This is a genomic window from Sphingobacterium hungaricum, from assembly GCF_015210005.1.
GTDB lineage: Bacteria > Bacteroidota > Bacteroidia > Sphingobacteriales > Sphingobacteriaceae > Sphingobacterium > Sphingobacterium hungaricum.
This window is the reverse complement of sequence record NZ_MU158697.1, coordinates 496,322-513,376: the sequence shown is the minus strand read 5'-3', so window position 1 is coordinate 513,376 and position 17,055 is coordinate 496,322. Positions and strand designations below refer to the sequence as shown.

General features: G+C 37.2%; 12 protein-coding genes. 9 read left to right on the top strand and 3 right to left on the bottom strand.

Features of this window, described 5'->3' with window-relative positions:
- Positions 1-74: 74 nt before the first annotated feature.
- Entirely contained in the window at positions 75-3,077 is a 3,003-nt protein-coding gene (locus tag C4F49_RS02230; protein ID WP_196934213.1) for a SusC/RagA family TonB-linked outer membrane protein, read from the top strand.
- A 10-nt stretch (positions 3,078-3,087) separates the two neighbouring features.
- Positions 3,088-4,596 (top strand): RagB/SusD family nutrient uptake outer membrane protein, encoded by a 1,509-nt coding sequence (locus tag C4F49_RS02225; protein WP_196934211.1) that lies wholly within the window; start codon positions 3,088-3,090, stop codon positions 4,594-4,596.
- Positions 4,597-4,675: 79 nt separating this feature from the next.
- Here the strand turns inward: C4F49_RS02225 and C4F49_RS02220 are convergent, their stop codons facing one another.
- On the bottom strand, positions 4,676-5,614 hold the full coding sequence (locus C4F49_RS02220; protein WP_196934209.1) for a helix-turn-helix transcriptional regulator: 939 nt from the start codon (positions 5,612-5,614) through the stop codon (positions 4,676-4,678).
- Between the two features lie 92 nt (positions 5,615-5,706).
- Here C4F49_RS02220 and C4F49_RS02215 point away from each other — a divergent pair, with 92 nt between their 5' ends.
- Together C4F49_RS02215 and C4F49_RS02210 are read left to right on the top strand one after the other, a co-directional pair.
- On the top strand, positions 5,707-8,163 hold the full coding sequence (locus C4F49_RS02215) for a TonB-dependent receptor (RefSeq protein WP_196934207.1): 2,457 nt from the start codon (positions 5,707-5,709) through the stop codon (positions 8,161-8,163).
- A 14-nt stretch (positions 8,164-8,177) separates the two neighbouring features.
- Positions 8,178-9,545, top strand: a complete 1,368-nt coding sequence (locus C4F49_RS02210; protein ID WP_196934206.1) for a hypothetical protein — start codon at positions 8,178-8,180, stop codon at positions 9,543-9,545.
- 87 nt (positions 9,546-9,632) lie between these two features.
- Here the strand turns inward: C4F49_RS02210 and C4F49_RS02205 are convergent, their stop codons facing one another.
- A complete protein-coding gene (locus C4F49_RS02205) occupies positions 9,633-9,983 on the bottom strand; it encodes a phage holin family protein (RefSeq protein WP_196934205.1) in 351 nt (116 codons plus the stop codon).
- A gap of 250 nt (positions 9,984-10,233) precedes the next feature.
- Between C4F49_RS02205 and C4F49_RS02200 the strand changes: the two genes are divergently transcribed.
- The 5 genes from C4F49_RS02200 to typA all read left to right on the top strand — a co-directional run bounded on the left by C4F49_RS02200 (position 10,234) and on the right by typA (position 15,242).
- Complete coding sequence (locus tag C4F49_RS02200) at positions 10,234-10,644, top strand: DUF2147 domain-containing protein (RefSeq protein WP_196934204.1); 411 nt, start codon at positions 10,234-10,236, stop codon at positions 10,642-10,644.
- A 130-nt stretch (positions 10,645-10,774) separates the two neighbouring features.
- Positions 10,775-11,965, top strand: a complete 1,191-nt coding sequence (gene kbl, locus C4F49_RS02195; RefSeq protein WP_196934203.1) for a glycine C-acetyltransferase — start codon at positions 10,775-10,777, stop codon at positions 11,963-11,965.
- Positions 11,966-12,069: 104 nt separating this feature from the next.
- Positions 12,070-12,243, top strand: a complete 174-nt coding sequence (locus C4F49_RS02190) for a hypothetical protein (RefSeq protein WP_196934202.1) — start codon at positions 12,070-12,072, stop codon at positions 12,241-12,243.
- A 17-nt stretch (positions 12,244-12,260) separates the two neighbouring features.
- Positions 12,261-13,310 (top strand): serpin family protein, encoded by a 1,050-nt coding sequence (locus C4F49_RS02185; protein WP_196934201.1) that lies wholly within the window; start codon positions 12,261-12,263, stop codon positions 13,308-13,310.
- A gap of 126 nt (positions 13,311-13,436) precedes the next feature.
- Positions 13,437-15,242, top strand: a complete 1,806-nt coding sequence (gene typA / locus C4F49_RS02180; protein WP_196934200.1) for a translational GTPase TypA — start codon at positions 13,437-13,439, stop codon at positions 15,240-15,242.
- 295 nt (positions 15,243-15,537) lie between these two features.
- Here the strand turns inward: typA and C4F49_RS02175 are convergent, their stop codons facing one another.
- The gene (locus C4F49_RS02175; RefSeq protein ID WP_196934199.1) at positions 15,538-16,947 is read right to left on the bottom strand and encodes an aldehyde dehydrogenase family protein; all 1,410 of its coding nucleotides are present in this window, start codon (positions 16,945-16,947) and stop codon (positions 15,538-15,540) included.
- Between the last annotated feature and the right edge of the window lie 108 nt (positions 16,948-17,055).

The following is a 17,055-nucleotide window of genomic DNA, read 5'->3' as shown; positions in this document are numbered from 1 at the left end:
TTGCTGTTTGTTTATTTTGTATATTTATCTAAAGAATAGACCTTTAATTCATTTTATAAACTAAATATAACACCATGAGAACATCATCCAAAAATGTTCTGATTCGTGTAATTTTTCTAGCTCTAGGGATTTTACTCGCTAATCAGGAGGCCTTTGCACAGCAAATTGTGTTATCGGGCAAAGTTTTAAATGAAGCATCACAGCCTCTCGCTGGAGCTTCTATCTTACTAAAAAATACTACGCAATCTACATCGTCGAACGAACAAGGAGAGTTCGAATTCAGAAATTTACAGCCAGGTAATTATATTGTCCAAGTGACTTACGTTGGCTATTTAACTCAAGAAAAATCAATTGTCTTGACCAGCGCCTCCGAAAGAATTTCCTTCAGTCTAGTTCCAGATGATGAAGCAATTGAGGAAGTGGTTATTATTGGTTATGCAGGTGTTAAGTCTAAAGATTTAACAGGGGCGGTAACCAAATTAAATGCAGAAGATTTTAATCGAGGAAATTACACATCACCTGATCAATTGATTCAAGGTAAAGTCTCTGGCGTCCAAATGTTAAATAATTCAGGACAGCCTGGCGGAGCAACAACTGTACAGATTCGTGGTAATTCTGCCATTACAGGTTCTGGACAGCCTTTATATGTAGTCGACGGGGTTGCTTTGGACGGCAATACTGCTCGACCATCCTCCAGTGGCGGGATTGGTACTAGTCCTTCAGGAAATCCCTTGACTTTCCTAAATCCGAATGATATTGAATCGATGGAAGTACTGAAAGATGCTTCTGCGACAGCAATCTACGGATCAAGAGCGGCTTATGGAGTAGTTTTGATTACGACGAAGAGAGGAAAATCAGGTGATTTGAAACTTGACGTTAATTTATCTTCAGGACTTGCCTCCATTATGAAAAGAGTCGACGTCCTAAATGCGGATCAATACAGAGAAATGTTGAATCGATATTCATTGACAGCAGGCGATTTCGGCACAAGCGTCGATGCGCTAGGTGAAATTCTTCAAGTAGCTCCAAGTATAAATGCGGATCTAGCGTTTTCCGGGGGAAATGAAAATGCTAGATACCGAGCATCTGCTGGCTATCAAAATCAAGATGGAATCATAAAACAGACCAACTTCGAAAAATTTGCTGGATCTTTTAACGGAAATTTTAAAATGCTGGAAAGTAAAAGATTAGGTTTGGATATTGGATTAATAGGAACCCAAACCAAAGAGGACATTGCTCCGATAACTACTGATGCAGGATTTACAGGAAGTTTAATAGGGCAAGCTCTTATGTGGAATCCAACCGAACAGATGTATAATTCAGATGGGTCGCCTTATGTGTTAGCTGGGTCAACTATCATTAATCCAGTAGCTATGTTGGAAGCCTATGATGACAAAGCTACAGTGAGTACTTTGTTAGCTAATTTATCACCTTATTATAAGTTTAACGATTGGCTAGAATATCGTTTCTTAGGTTCCGTAAAATATAGCAATGGTGTTCGAAGAGCTTCAACTAGAAGCTGGTTGAATTTAGACGGTATTCAAGCTAAACCTGAAGAGGGAACAAAAGGTGGCTACGCTAGTTATGCAAATAACGAAACAGTCACTTCTCAATTGACGCATACCCTGACTTTTGATAAAGAAATTGCCTCTGGTCTAAATTTAAATGCCGTGGTTGGTTTTGAGTACATGAGCTTTAGCAATAAAGGGATGTTATATACTGGACGGAATTACGGTGATATTGACTTAGATTATACAGATGTGTTGGAGGCGGGAGACGTATCTACAAGAACTATTTCGTCATTCAATGATCCAACGACCGAATTGCAATCCTATTTTTTAAGGGCGATATTCAATTACCAATCCAAGTATTTGTTAACTGCTACTTTTCGCCGAGATGGATCGACTAAGTTTGGAGAGAACAACAAATACGGAAATTTTCCATCGTTCTCAGCAGCGTGGAATATCTCGGACGAAAGCTTTTTGAGCGATAATTCAATTATTAGCAATTTAAAATTGAGAGCTGGCTGGGGTATTACAGGTAACCAAGAATTTCCAGCAGGGGCATCATATGATCAATATAGTATAGGAACAGACGGTGCACTAACAGCGATTAGCAATGCCAATCCAAATTTGAAATGGCAAAGCGATCAACAAACAAACATCGGTCTTGACTTCGGTTTTTTTAACGATAGGCTTACAGGAACAGTCGATTATTTTCATAAGAGAACAACAGATTTGCTATACCCAGTCATTCCATATTATCCGAATGCGCCAGGTTCGTCAGTTATTTGGATGAATTTAGATGGGGAGATAGAAAATAAGGGTGTAGAAATTGCCTTAAATGGCAAGTTGATTCAGCGCGAGAATTTGAGATGGAATGCTGGAGTTAATTTTACATTCTTGGACAACATGGTCACAAAATTGGCAGGGATTTATAAGACTGGCGTGCTAAGCGGTCAAGGGATGTCAAATTCGAACGTAGAAATTATTCAAGAGGGATTGCCGATGTTTGCTATGGTTACCCGCGAATTTTTAGGTTTTGATGATGAAGGGTTTTCTATGTATACAGATGATGGATATACCCTTTATTATTTAGGAAATCCAAATCCAGATGCGATTTATGGATTCAATACTGATTTAAGCTATAAAAAATTCAGCTTTGTCGCAAATTTTAATGGGATGCTTGGCAGAGATATTTATAATAACACAGCCAATTCTGTAACTCCAATTACGAACCTTGGCTCAAGGAACATTTCTCTGGCGCTATATGAGAGTTCAGAAATGGAGTCTTTAAGCAATCCAATAACCTCTTCTTCACGTTACATTGAAGATGGTTCTTATTTGAAATTGGCAAATGCAAGCATTAGCTATCGATTAGGTAATGTAGGAAAAAACATTAAAAATTTGAATGTGTCATTGACGGGAACAAATCTATTTGTGATTACAAAATATACAGGTTTTGATCCTGAAATAAACACCGAGAGAGGATTGGGAGAATTGCCATCGTTGGGTATTGATTACATTGGTTATCCATCATCTAGGACATTCAGTTTAGGTTTTAACTTTTCATTATAAACTAGAAATCATGAAAAATTATATAATAAAGTATGTATTGATCGCAAGCATTCTGTTTGCAGGGTGTTCGGATTTAGTAGAAGAGCTTAAAGGAGAGACAAGCCGCGGATCAATTGGCGAAAGTGATATGGACGCTTTAATGGAAGGGATGTATGTTACATTGAGGTCTCCATATCAAGGTATGGGCGCTTGGTGGGCATTGCAACAAGCGACTTCGGACGAAACTATCACCCCAACCCGAGCTGGGGACTGGGATGATAATGGAGCATGGAGAGCGTTGTTTTTGCACAAATGGCAAATTGATCATGGTACTATAGAGAACGTATATAAAGTATTAAATTCGGTTAGTTACGCCGCCACGGATATTTTGGGTTATTCGCCTACCACACAACAAGAAGCAGAAGCTCGCTTCGTTAGAGCATTTGTACAATTTGATATTTTAGATGGATGGGGGCAAGTACCTTATCGAGATGCTGGCGAGGACATCACCTTGATGTCTCGGGTAAGACAAGCGCCTGAACAAATTGATTACCTGATTGCTGAATTAGATGAGATTACATCAAATCTGCCAACTAATTCAAATAAATTAGCTAATCAAGATGCAGCAAAAATGCTAAAAATGAAAATTTATTTAAATAAGGGTGCTATTCTAAGCCGTGACAATCCAACATTCGATAATGGGGACATGGCTCAAGTAATTACCCTTGCTAATGAGATTATTGCCACAAATAAATACAGTTTGGAAGCCAACTATTTTGATAATTTCGCGGTTGATAATGGGTCATCTTCAGAATTGATTTTTGTCTCAGATAATGTTGGTGGAACAAATGCGGGAAGTTTACAAAGCATGTGGAGAGTTACCACGCACTATAATATGAATCCCTCCGGATGGAATGGATTTGCGACTTTGTCTGATTTTTATGATAAGTTTGAAAGCACAGACCAGAGACGTGGCGGTCCTTATCCCGGCATGACAGAAGTCGGAGGGGTGAATATGGGCTTCTTAATCGGTCAGCAATATGATCAAAATGGGGTAGCTTTAAAGGATAGAAGGGGAAATAATTTAAGTTTCACCCGAGAGGTAAGTTTAATAGAACGCGGAAATAATTTAGAAGTTACCGGCATTCGAGTCATGAAATACGAGCCAGATTATGTGAATCTTAGCAATGAATTGCCAGATAATGAATGGGTATTCTATCGATATTCGGATGTGTTGTTGATGAAGGCCGAAGCTTTATTGCGTCAAGGAAACGCGGCCGAAGCTTTAATTTTAGTAAATCAAGTAAGGACTGCGCGAGGAGCCTCTCTTTTGGCGGCAATCACATTAGATGGTTTGCTGGATGAGTTGGGACGAGAGTTTTTCTGGGAAGCTCACCGTCGGACAGATTTAATCCGTTTTGGTAAATATCTTTTGGAATGGCAAGAAAAGCCTGCTGACGACGACAATCGGGCTTTGTGGTTCCCAATCCCTCAAAGCCAAATAGGAAATACAAACTACATTCAGAATCCTGGATATTAGATTTAAATAAATTCAAAAGATTAGAGTGATAAATCTCCAGGCATAAGAATAGCCTGGAGATTTTTTTATTAGCTATTCGTTATAGAATATTTGTAATCCCAGACTCGGCAATTGCAACCACACCCTCGTGGGCTAACAAAAAGGTATAGCGCAATGAGTTGGGGATAAATCCAAAATATTTTTTGAATGCTGTTGTGAAGTGCGTAGAATGTTTGTATCCTGTCATTCGGGCAACGTCCGCAACGCGTAGATTTCCAGTTAGGATTAAATCTTTCGCATAACCCATTTTCTTATCTGTACTGTATTGCTGGATGGTTTTGTTGAAATATTGCTTAAAGTACGTTTTTAAGTACTGTTCATTTGTCCCCACTTCTTTAGCCAATTCGCTAATGCTGTAGCTTTTTGTTAAATCGCTGTCGATAAGCTTCTTTGCAGACATGATTTTATCATAATGACTTTTATGAGGAATCACCTCATGATTTTCATTCTCTACATGCAGAATTTCTATCTGACGGATCAATAATTCTAAAATGATAGCTTCAGTTTTTAATTTATCCAGGCTGATGTTTTCATCCAATTCGAATAAATTGGAAAGCAATAGGCTGACGCGATTATCTTGCTTTGTTAGGAATCCATTTATAAATCGAAAAGGCTCTTGCAATGTTTTTTCATGGAACGCTTCGAAGTGAAGCGGTGATATACAGATAAATACAAGCCGATTGCTTTGGCATGTGCTGGGAATCAAAATTTTGGAGTTCGATTTTACGTGATGTAAAATATTTTCTCCTTTATTTAAGAGAAATTTCTTTTCATTTAATTGATACGTAGTCGTGTCGCACTGTTCATCAGCCAGAATATTCACATAACAATCCTCCGAAAAAGTGTGCTCTACATGCTTTTTACCAACAATAATAAGGTATTGAAGATCGTGCTTTAACTCTTTCAGAGCGGGATAATTTTTGTTTTCTGAATTTAGACAATTTTCGGAATATGAAATATTTTTTTCTGATTGCGTCATTTTCTTATTTAGAATAATTCTATTTTTGCACCATAATGTTTATTTAGACTTGTTCTAAAAAACTATCAAAGTTAAAAGTATTAATCTATATAATGAAATATTTATCCTTAAGTATAATTATTTTTCTAAATATCTTACAGTCTTTTGCTCAAACAGGAAATTTAAAAGGAATCATTCAAGATAAAAATTCAAACCCAATATCCCATGCTACGGTTACAATAAAATCGTTGAACTTAAATAATGTAACTGCCGCGAACGGGATTTACGAATTTAAAAACTTGCCCTATGGCGAGTATGAAGTTTCAGTTTCCTCAGTTGAAATCGAATCTAAAATCCTTAAAATAAATCTTAACCAAAAAAATAAACATACCAATATTGTAATTGATTTAAAGGGGGATGTTTCCATAGATGAAGTTTTGGTAAATCGCAACACGAATAAAGTTGAGATGGAAACTAGTGGGTTTGCCGTGACAGTGATCGAAACGAAAGAAGCTTCTTTGCGAAACTTAACTACAAATGAATTGCTAGACCGCTCAGTAGGAGTCCGCGTTCGTCAAAATGGAGGCGTAGGCTCACAAGTGGAATACAACTTGAACGGTTTGTCAGGAAGCGCAATCGGTATATTTTTAGATGGAATAGAGGTTTCTACTTACGGTTCATCATTCAATTTGAATAATATTCCTCCAGCGATGATTGAGCGTATCGAGGTTTATAAAGGTGTATTGCCTTCTCATTTGACTGGAGATTATGTTGGCGGAGCCATCAACGTCGTCATGAAAAAGGATGTTTCGCAAAACAATGCAAACGTTGCGGTTTCTTATGGCTCATTTAATACGATCAATGCGGATGCAAGCGTATCTGCCCGTGAAAAAAAATCAGGACTTTCCTTTAGGGGTTCAGGATTTTATACCTACACGGATAATGACTATGAGATGTGGGGTAAGTTCTCAAAATTCACAGATAGAAATGGAATTCTTACAAGGGATTTCAAAGCTAGAAGATTCAATAATACATACAAAGCGATAGGTGGCCGTTTCGAAGCGGGATTTACAGATGTTAAATGGGCTGATCAGTTTTTTGTAGGATACAATTTATCCAATACTTACAGTGAAATTCCTCATGGGACAACCACTTCTTATCCATTTGTTGGGCGTTTTGCCGAATATGATGCACATGTCTTTAGCTTAAACTACATTAAAAGAAATCTTTTTGTTGAAGGGCTATCGCTAAATATTAATGCTGTTCAAAGTAGTAGAAGGACATATATTCAAGATACTGTTACGACATTGTACAACTGGGATGGTAATCCAGTTGTATTGCACACAGATTATATGATTGAAAATGGTCTGGATCCAATTGTAATTAAGTCCCCATTTGGCGCACAGCAAGGCTTGCCAACTATATCTCAGACCGATCGAAAAATATTAAATACGCGGTCAAATTTATCGTACACCTTGTTTCCCGGTCATCGTATTTCAGTGAATCATAAATTGGAAAGTACGGACAGAGATGATGTAAACTTATTGAAGCCTGTAAATAAGGATTTAAAAGTCGTGACTCATGTGATGAAAAACATTCTATCCGCAAATTACGAAGCTCAAACTTTTAAAAATAAATTGAGGACGAATGTTCTGCTTAAATATACAGCCAATAGTACCAAGCAAACCGATCCTAGGGCAACTTTTAATTCTGACGGATCCTATCAGCTAAATCCTGAAACGAAAAAAACCTTTAATGATAATTTCGGATATGGAGCCACTATCTCTTATAATATTCTTCCAAAATTATTCATAATTACTTCTATGGAAAATGGTTATATCATGCCTACCGAAGAACAGATGTATGGAAATTTGGAAACGAATGTTTTGCCAAATTTAAATCTTCAGCCAGAACAAAACATAAACTATAATCTAGGATTTCGGTATGCAAGTTTAGAGAAAGGACGTCATAAAGTTTCATTTTATGGAAGTGCATTTTGGAGAAATGGGATTAACAAAATAACACGACAAACAGTTGATAGCATAGTAACTGATACTGATTTGGATATTCCTGCGGCCGCATTTGTGAATTTGGGTAAAACACAATCTAGAGGTGTTGAAGCAGAAATTGTCTATGTATTCGGAGATAGATTGAACGCTATTGTTAACTTTTCGAAATTCAACGCCCTTTATAAGCGCGAATTTGACGAGAACGGTAATCCTGATGACCGACATAATCTGCAAATTCCAAATGAACCATTTTTCACCATTAACGCGAATGTTCAGTATAGATTTGACAATTTGATCCAGAAAAAGTCTGTCACCAACTTTTATTATTCAACGGGATATGTAGGCGCGTATGATATTGCGTGGCATCCTTCTGAGCAAGGATATACGCCGGCTCAATTTTCCCACGATTTAGGTGCTAGTTATCGTTTTCCATCAGGGAAATTAATCGCGAGTGTCGATGCAAAAAACATATTTAACGAAACTTTGTACGATAATTTCGGTGTTCAAAAACCAGGTAGAGGAATTTATTTTAAACTCAATTATACAATAGGTAAATTTTAGATAGAATTAATAACATGAAAAAAAATCTTTTAACAAGAGGAGTTCTTTTAGGAACGATGATCACATCTTTAGTTTTAGGAAGTTGTGATAAGGGTACTGACTCAGGGGGCGATACCCCGCCAGTTGACGACGGAACAAGATGGATTACTTTGACAGCTGCATTAAAGCTAACAAATGACGGTGACGGAAACGGTGGAACGTTGGCCTATGCAATTAATCATGATCAAGCTATTGATCCAAACTATGAATTGGATATTTTTCCTGTGGGCAAAGCCTTGAAACTAGAATCACCACGTACTTCTAGAGTTCAATCATCGGCAGATGGGAAATATCTATATGATATCCAATACACAGGAGCTGATGGTGGTATTTTTACCAAATTTAAAGTTAATGGACAGGAGAAATATGTTAGAGAAGGAAACGAAGTAAATACTTCTATTATTTTAGGAACATCTCCTCGCTGGGTAAAATCTGCCGAAGGTGTTGGTGTCGGTGTGACTATCGCTGCGGATACAGCGGCCTATACTGGGACTTTTCCTTCAGCAACGTTTACATCAATTAAATCTACTGCAAAGGTTGCTATCTTAAACTTGGACAATCCAAGCATCATAAATACTGCTGAATTTGTTGTGCCGTTTACAGCTGAGCAATTAGCACAAGGGTATTCGATCGGAAGGATTGATGTTCCAATTATCAACCAAGCGAAAGATAAGGTATACATCGGAGCTAACATTTCCAAAGTGAATCCAGCTGGAACACCTACTAGAAATGCAGATGGTTTAATTTCATGGCCTAGTGATGCGGCGAATATTGCTGGTACGGTTACTCTTGTCTTAGACTACCCTTCTTTGAGAAATCCAAAGGTAATCTGGTCTACTCAAAGTAAATATGGAAACAACGGGTATAGAACAATGATCCAATATTTAGGTGATGATGGAAATGTTTATCAAGCAACTGGAGTTAATACAACTGGTTATCCACATATCCTTAGAATTGACAAAACCACGAACGACTATGATAATACATTTTTATTCGATTTGTCTAAAGCTCTAGGAGTGAATGGTCTTGCCGGAATCAAAGCTTGGAGATATTTGAAAGATAATAAAGGTATTGTAATGTATGATATCGACAAAAAAGGAGGTTATTTAGCTTTAATTGACTTAAATGCTAAAACAGCTACAAAAATCCCAACTGATAACGAAGCAAATTTAAATTTCGATCAACATCAAAGTATTGCCGTTTCTGGTGATTACGTTTATATTCCATTGACAGCAGTAAGTCAACCTGGTAATGTATATGTAATTAACTGGAAAACAGGAGCAATTACAAAAGGTGCAAAATTAACAAACGGTACAGGTCATCGTTACATCGGCGCGTACTAGTATCGAAGCAATCGATGGTTATGAACCTAATTTAACAAAAATGGCGAGCTCTACAGCTCGCCATTTTTATGTAATAGGACAAAAAACTTATTTATCATCCTTTGTAACCACTCTTCCAACGATCATTTCGAATATCGCGACTACAATTGCAAACCAAACTGCTGTCCAGAATCCGTCAATGTCAAACTTTGACCCCATGATTTTGTCGCTCAACATAATCATTAATACCGTAATAATAAACGATACTAATCCAAAAGTTAGCCAATTTAACGGGAATGTGAATAATCGAAGAATACCACCTACGACCGAATTCACAAATCCAATAACCAAACCTGTAATGATTGCCCACCAAAAGTTCTCTACATGAGCGCCTGAAATAAGATAACACGCTGCCGCTACGATAAGCCCTGTAACTAATAAATTGATAATAAATCTCATTGCAATAACTTTTTAAGTTTCTAAATAATTGTTTCCAGAACTCTTTCAAAAAAAATGCCAAATCTATCACAATAATAAACATAAAGCGATATTTCATCCAATGATCAAATCCTATTTTAATGCACTATATGTTCTTGTTTTTGGTGATAGCCTTCTATTTTTTGTCCGATAAAAAATTAATTTTATTATGCTAGCATAGAAATAATAGCTATCTTCATACTTCAATTGTAAACAAATTAGATTAACGATAATGAAAAAATTATTATTCACATGCTGTGCTATATTGATGTCAGTGGCATTATTTGCACAAGGAAGCGATCCGGTTCTTGGAAAATGGCAAAATTCAAGTGCGGAAGGACGTATCGAGATTTTCAAAAAAGGAGATAAGTATTATGGGAAATTGTATTGGATAAAGGACGCAACGAAAAAGGATTCAAAAAATCCGGATGAAAAACTGCGTAGCCGAAATATCCAAGGATTAGAGATCCTCACCAATTTCTCAAAAAAGGGAAATTCATTTGAGGGGGGTAAAATTTATGACCCAAAAAATGGAAAAACCTACAGTTGTCAAATGACGCTCAACGGAGATAAGCTGGAAGTTCGCGGATACATCGGCATCAGCCTTATTGGACGAACGGAAGTGTTTACAAGGATTAAATAAATGGTTAGTTTAAGGTTTGGTTTTTCCAAACCTTTTTTGTTGAAATGAATGCTGTTTTTGACGAACTTCTTTAAGCTTTTAGAAAAAGAAATGTAACTTTAATTTTTATTCAACAGCAAAAACAAATACTATGTATAGCACATTAAAATCGGCATTAGCAAAAGAACTAGATTCAATAAAAAGTGCAGGATTATATAAACAAGAGCGAATTATTACCACTCCTCAGTCGGCGGAAATAAAAGTAAGTACTGGTCAAGAAGTGCTTAATTTCTGCGCCAATAATTATTTAGGCTTATCCTCACATCCAAAAGTTATTCAGGCCGCGAAAGATGCGATAGACAAGCATGGATACGGAATGTCTTCGGTCCGTTTTATTTGCGGTACGCAAGATATCCATAAAGATCTAGAAGCTAAGCTTTCTTCTTTTTTGGGTACAGAAGACACCATTTTATATGCTGCGGCGTTTGATGCGAATGGTGGTGTTTTCGAACCTCTGTTTGGCGCTGAAGATGCTATCATTTCAGATGAGTTGAATCATGCTTCGATTATTGATGGTGTGCGTTTATGTAAAGCACAGCGTTTCCGATACAAGAATGCCGATATGGCTGATTTAGAAGCGCAGTTAATCGCAGCTTCGGGAGCAAAACACAAAATTATAGTTACTGATGGCGCATTTTCCATGGACGGTTCGGTTGCTCCGTTGGACAAGATTTGTGATTTAGCGGACAAGTATGATGCATTGGTGATGATCGATGAGTCGCACTGTACTGGATTTATCGGAAAGACAGGCCGTGGAACACATGAGCTTTTTAATGTAATCGATCGCGTGGATATTATCACTGGTACCTTAGGAAAAGCTTTAGGTGGGGCTTCTGGTGGTTTTACGTCTGGAAAAAAAGAAATCATCGATATGCTGCGCCAACGCTCTCGACCTTATTTATTTAGCAATACATTAGCGCCTGCTATAACAGGAGCTTCGATTTCGGTGCTGGACATGTTAAGCGAAACAACGGATTTGAGAGATAAATTGGAATCCAACACCAGTTATTTCAGAGAGAAAATGACAGAAGCTGGATTTGATATCAAACCAGGATTTCATCCGATCGTTCCAGTAATGTTATATGATGCAAATATTGCGCAAGATTTCGCATCCAAAATGTTGGAAGAAGGAATCTATGTCATTGGGTTTTATTATCCGGTCGTGCCTCAAGGAAAAGCTCGTATCCGCGTTCAGATTTCTGCAGGCCATGAATTAGAACATTTGGATAAAGCCATTGCCGCATTTACCAAAGTCGGAAAAGAGCTAGGTGTGATTGCTTAAATTTGCATTTTCTTTTTTGTTAATAAATTTTCTAAAAATTATTTTTTATCTTGGTGTAGCAGATTGGCTGTGAGTTCGTTTATTAGTAATAAACTAAAAATATTATGAAAAACTTACTTTTAATCATTGTGCTCACCTGTTTTTATTCTTGTGGCAAAAATGACATTGAAGAGTTGCCGTTAGGCGTTGATTTGCAGCTAACGGCAACTGATGAAGCTCAAGTGATTCAAACTAATCAATTCACTTCGGCATTATTTCAAGAAGCAACGAAAACTTAAAGAACACGGATAATGCGATGTTGTCTCCTTTTGGAGCAGGCATGGTGATGGGCATGGTATACAACGGCGCTGTCGGCGATACAAAGGATGCGATAGCTAAGGTATTTCGTTATGATCAAGTTGCTGCGGAGGATTTGAATGCATTCTATCAGCGCTTGATTGAAGGGCTTCCGAAGGTAGATCCTCAAACAAAACTTCATTTGGCAAATTCTATTTGGTATAATCAGAATTATTCTATTTTGCCTGAATTTTTAGCTGTTAATCAGCAGTATTACAATGCCGAGGTGCAGGGCTTGGATTTTGGAGATTCTCAATCCAAAGATTTAATAAATGATTGGGTTAAAAATCAGACTAATGATAAAATAGATAAGATCATTGATAAGACATCTGAAGATGACCTAGCCTTTTTAATCAATGCTATTTATTTTAAAGGAGATTGGGAACAAAAATTTGAGAAATCAAACACGGGAAAATTAGATTTTTATACGGCATCTGGTGAAACAGTTCAATCTGACTTTATGAAAATCAACCATTCGTATAATGTGATAAGTCAATATGGGTTGATAGCTGTTGAATTGCCGTATTCTAACAAGAAGTTTAGTATGGTTTTAATTAAGCCTTCCGACTCTGAGTCAGCCCATTGGACAAATGCTGATCTATCAACCTATATTGAGAATATGGAACACGATGCTGGAAGGTATACCATGACAACAATGGACCTGTCGATCCCGAAATTTAAATTCGCATATTCAAGAAACTTGATCCCAGATTTAACAAATTTTGGTATGGGTGTCGCATTCAATTCTTATGCAAACTTTTCAGGAATTTTTGATCTTCCGACTCAAATAACCAAATTTCAACAAAAAACGTTCGTCGAAGTAGATGAAGAAGGAACAGAAGCAGCTGCAGTTACTGCTATTGGTATTGGCGTTACTAGTAATCTACCGCCGGTATTACAAATGAAATTTGATAAGCCGTTTGTGTTTTTAATTAAAGAGAACAAGACAAATCTGATTTTGTTTATGGGCAAAGTAAATAATCCTTTGTCGACGGATTCGACATATTAAATACCCCCAAAACAAGACAATATAGTTAACAATTATGTAGTTAACAAAATAATAATCAGGAAATATAAAAAATTAAGGTGCAAAATTCATATCTTTGCACCTTAATTTTTATAAGAACATTGCTGGATGCAAAATATTAGAAATATAGCGATTATCGCTCACGTCGATCACGGGAAAACTACGTTGGTAGACAAGATCTTACACTTTACGAATCTTTTTAGAGACAATGATGGTACAGGTGATTTAATTTTAGATAACAACGATCTAGAACGTGAACGCGGTATTACGATCGTGGCTAAAAACGTTTCTGTTCAATACAAAGGTGTGAAAATCAACGTTATTGATACTCCTGGTCACGCCGATTTCGGTGGTGAGGTAGAGCGTGTCTTGAAAATGGCCGATGGTGTTGTTTTGTTGGTTGATGCGTTTGAAGGTCCGATGCCACAAACTAGATTTGTAACTCAAAAAGCGCTTGCTTTAGGTTTGAAGCCTTTAGTAGTAGTAAATAAAGTTGATAAAGAGAATTGCCGTCCTGACGAAGTTTACGAAAATGTATTTGATTTATTCTTTAGCTTAGATGCGACTGAAGAGCAATTAGCATTTCCAGTATTGTACGGTTCTTCTAAAAATGGTTGGATGTCAACAGACTGGAAAGAGCCTAAAGAAGATGTATCTGAATTATTAGATGCAATTATTGATCATTTCCCTCCTTCACCATTTGTGGAAGGAACTTTACAAATGCAAATCACGTCATTGGATTATTCTACATTCGTAGGACGTATCGCAATTGGCCGTGTTGCTCGCGGAACGATTAAAGAAGGTCAGCCGATCTCTTTGATGAAACGTGATGGTAAAGTGGTCAAATCACGCGTGAAAGAACTGCATACATTCGAAGGTTTAGGCCGTCGCCGTGTACAAGAAGTTGCTTGTGGTGATATCTGTGCGGTTGTAGGAATTGAAGGATTTGATATCGGTGATACAATTGCTGATTTTGATAATCCTGAACAATTAGAAGTTATCCACATTGACGAGCCTACGATGAACATGTTGTTTACGATTAATAACTCGCCTTTCTTTGGTAAAGAAGGTAAATTAGTTACTTCTCGTCACATTCATGACCGTCTTCAAAAAGAATTAGAGAAAAACCTAGCATTGCGTGTTGTTCCTACAGAATCACCTGATGCCTGGTTAGTATATGGCCGTGGTATTCTGCATTTATCTGTATTGATCGAGACAATGCGTCGCGAAGGATACGAATTGCAAGTAGGACAGCCTCAAGTTATTTTAAAAGAAATCGATGGCAAGAAATGCGAACCAGTAGAGGTATTGGTTGTTGACGTTCCTGCTGAAGTTTCTGGTAAAGTAATCGAATTGGTAACTCAACGTAAAGGTGAGTTGTTGATTATGGAGACTAAAGGTGAAATGCAACACTTAGAATTCGAAATTCCTTCTCGTGGTATTATCGGTTTGCGTAATAATGTTTTGACTGCAACAGCAGGTGAAGCGGTTATGGCACACAGATTAAAAGGTTACGAGCCTTGGAAAGGAACAATTCCTGGACGTCTTCACGGTGTATTGATTTCATTAGATAAAGGTACAACTACAGCTTATTCTATCGATAAATTGCAAGATCGCGGACGTTTCTTCGTTGATCCAGGTGTTGATATCTATGAAGGACAAATCTTAGGTGAGCATATCCGCGATAATGATTTAACGATCAATATTACGAAAGGAAAACAACTAACAAACATGCGTGCTTCTGGTACGGATGATAACACAAGAATTGCTCCAGCGATTAAATTCTCATTAGAAGAAAGCATGGAATACATCCAAGCAGATGAGTACATCGAGGTTACTCCTCTAAGCACTCGTTTACGTAAAATTTACCTAACAGAAAATGAGCGTAAAGTAAATGCTAAAAAATTCCAATAAGCGAATTAATTTATATAAGATAAAGCCCTTGATTTTTTGATCAGGGGCTTTTTTTGTTTTGGAAATGTTGACTACAAAGTTATATTCCCTAGGGGGAAAGTATAGCGGAAAAAGTTGACTCTGTGTCTTTAGTGCCTACTCTGTGTCTTTTGTGGACTCTTAAACTTTAGAAAGGTGGAACACAAAAGACACAAAGAACCACAAAGTCTTGGTGTCTTTTGATCCTGAAAGTCTTTCCGAATTTTTTACTTTTGAATTTTTACTTTTTACTTTGCAATTTTTACTTTTGAATTTTTCACATCACCTTCCTCAGCCATTTCAACACCGACTTTGTCTTGTCCGTGTAGGGAAACCAAAAGAATTTTGACATAGGCATAAATCGTGCTTCGGCAATCGCTCGTTCATGAGAGAAGGATTTAAAACCATACCAGCCCAAAGACTGTCCGATTCCAGAATTATTCACTCCGCCAAAAGGCAGATTGGGATGCAAAATATGAACCATTGCATCATTTACACAGGTTCCTCCTGCTGTGGTGTTTCGGATTACATGTTTTATATAATTGGCATCTTTGCTGAAAATATACAAGGCCAAAGGCTTCTCTTTACTATTGACTAAATTCAATCCTTCATTGATTTGCTCTACGTAGATAATGGGTAGAATTGGCCCAAAAATTTCTTCTTGCATCAATTTATTTTGCTGGGAAACATTTCTGATTACGGTTGGTGAAATGTAGCGCTCTTTGCTATCCGAGATTCCTCCAGCAATCAAATGCGCACCAATTGCTCGAGCGTCATTCAAGCCTTCTACCAATCTGTCAAACTGCTTGTCATTGATTATTCTCGCGAAATCAGGTGAATCTTTTGGGTTTTCTCCAAATGCACGCACCAATTCTTCTTTAAATGTGTGTTCGATTTCATTTTGAATTTGTTTGTCGACAATTAAATAATCAGGAGCGATGCAGGTTTGTCCAGCATTCACAAATTTTGCCCAGATAATATTTTTAACCACTTGCTTAACATTGACATTTTTGTCAATAAATACAGGAGATTTTCCGCCTAATTCCAATGTAATATCCGACAAATTCTTTGAGGCGGCGGCCATAACAATTTTTCCAACTTCAGAAGAACCCGTAAAATGGATATGGTCAAATTTTAGCGAAAGTAAATGCGTCGTTTCTTCCTTCGCTCCGTTGACAACGAAAACATGTTCTTCCTTGAAAATTTCTTTAAGGATGGATGCTATCACTTCATTCACATGTGGCGAATATTCAGATAGTTTTAGGATAACCGTATTGCCTGCGGCAATGCTGCTCGCTAAATGTGAAATGGGCAGTTGAAATGGATAATTCCAAGGTGTAATAATCACTGAGTTTCCTTTGGGCTCGTAATGCAGGTAAGGTTTTATGGAAAAGAAAGAAAGCGGTTTGCTGACTTTTTGGTTTCGCATCCATTTCGCCAAGTTTTTAATGATTTCTTTGATTTCAAAAGATGCTGCAAAAATCTCCGTAATATCCGTCTCAATTGGACTTTTCCTAAAATCCAAGAATAAGGCTTGTTTAATTTGTTCCGAATTATTTTCTATGCTTCTCAATAATTTTTTCAAAAGCTTGATGCGGTCTTCTGCCAATGACTGTTTTAAAACAGATTTATAAGCCAGCTGCTTTTCATAAACTTCGTTTATTGATTCAATGGGAGTAGTTTTCATGGTTCTCGGTATAAATAAACATGCTTAAGCGAATTTACTTAACTATTCTTATAAAAAACAAAGCTGCCAATAGGTTTTATCGACAGCTCGTTATGCATATAAATTGTA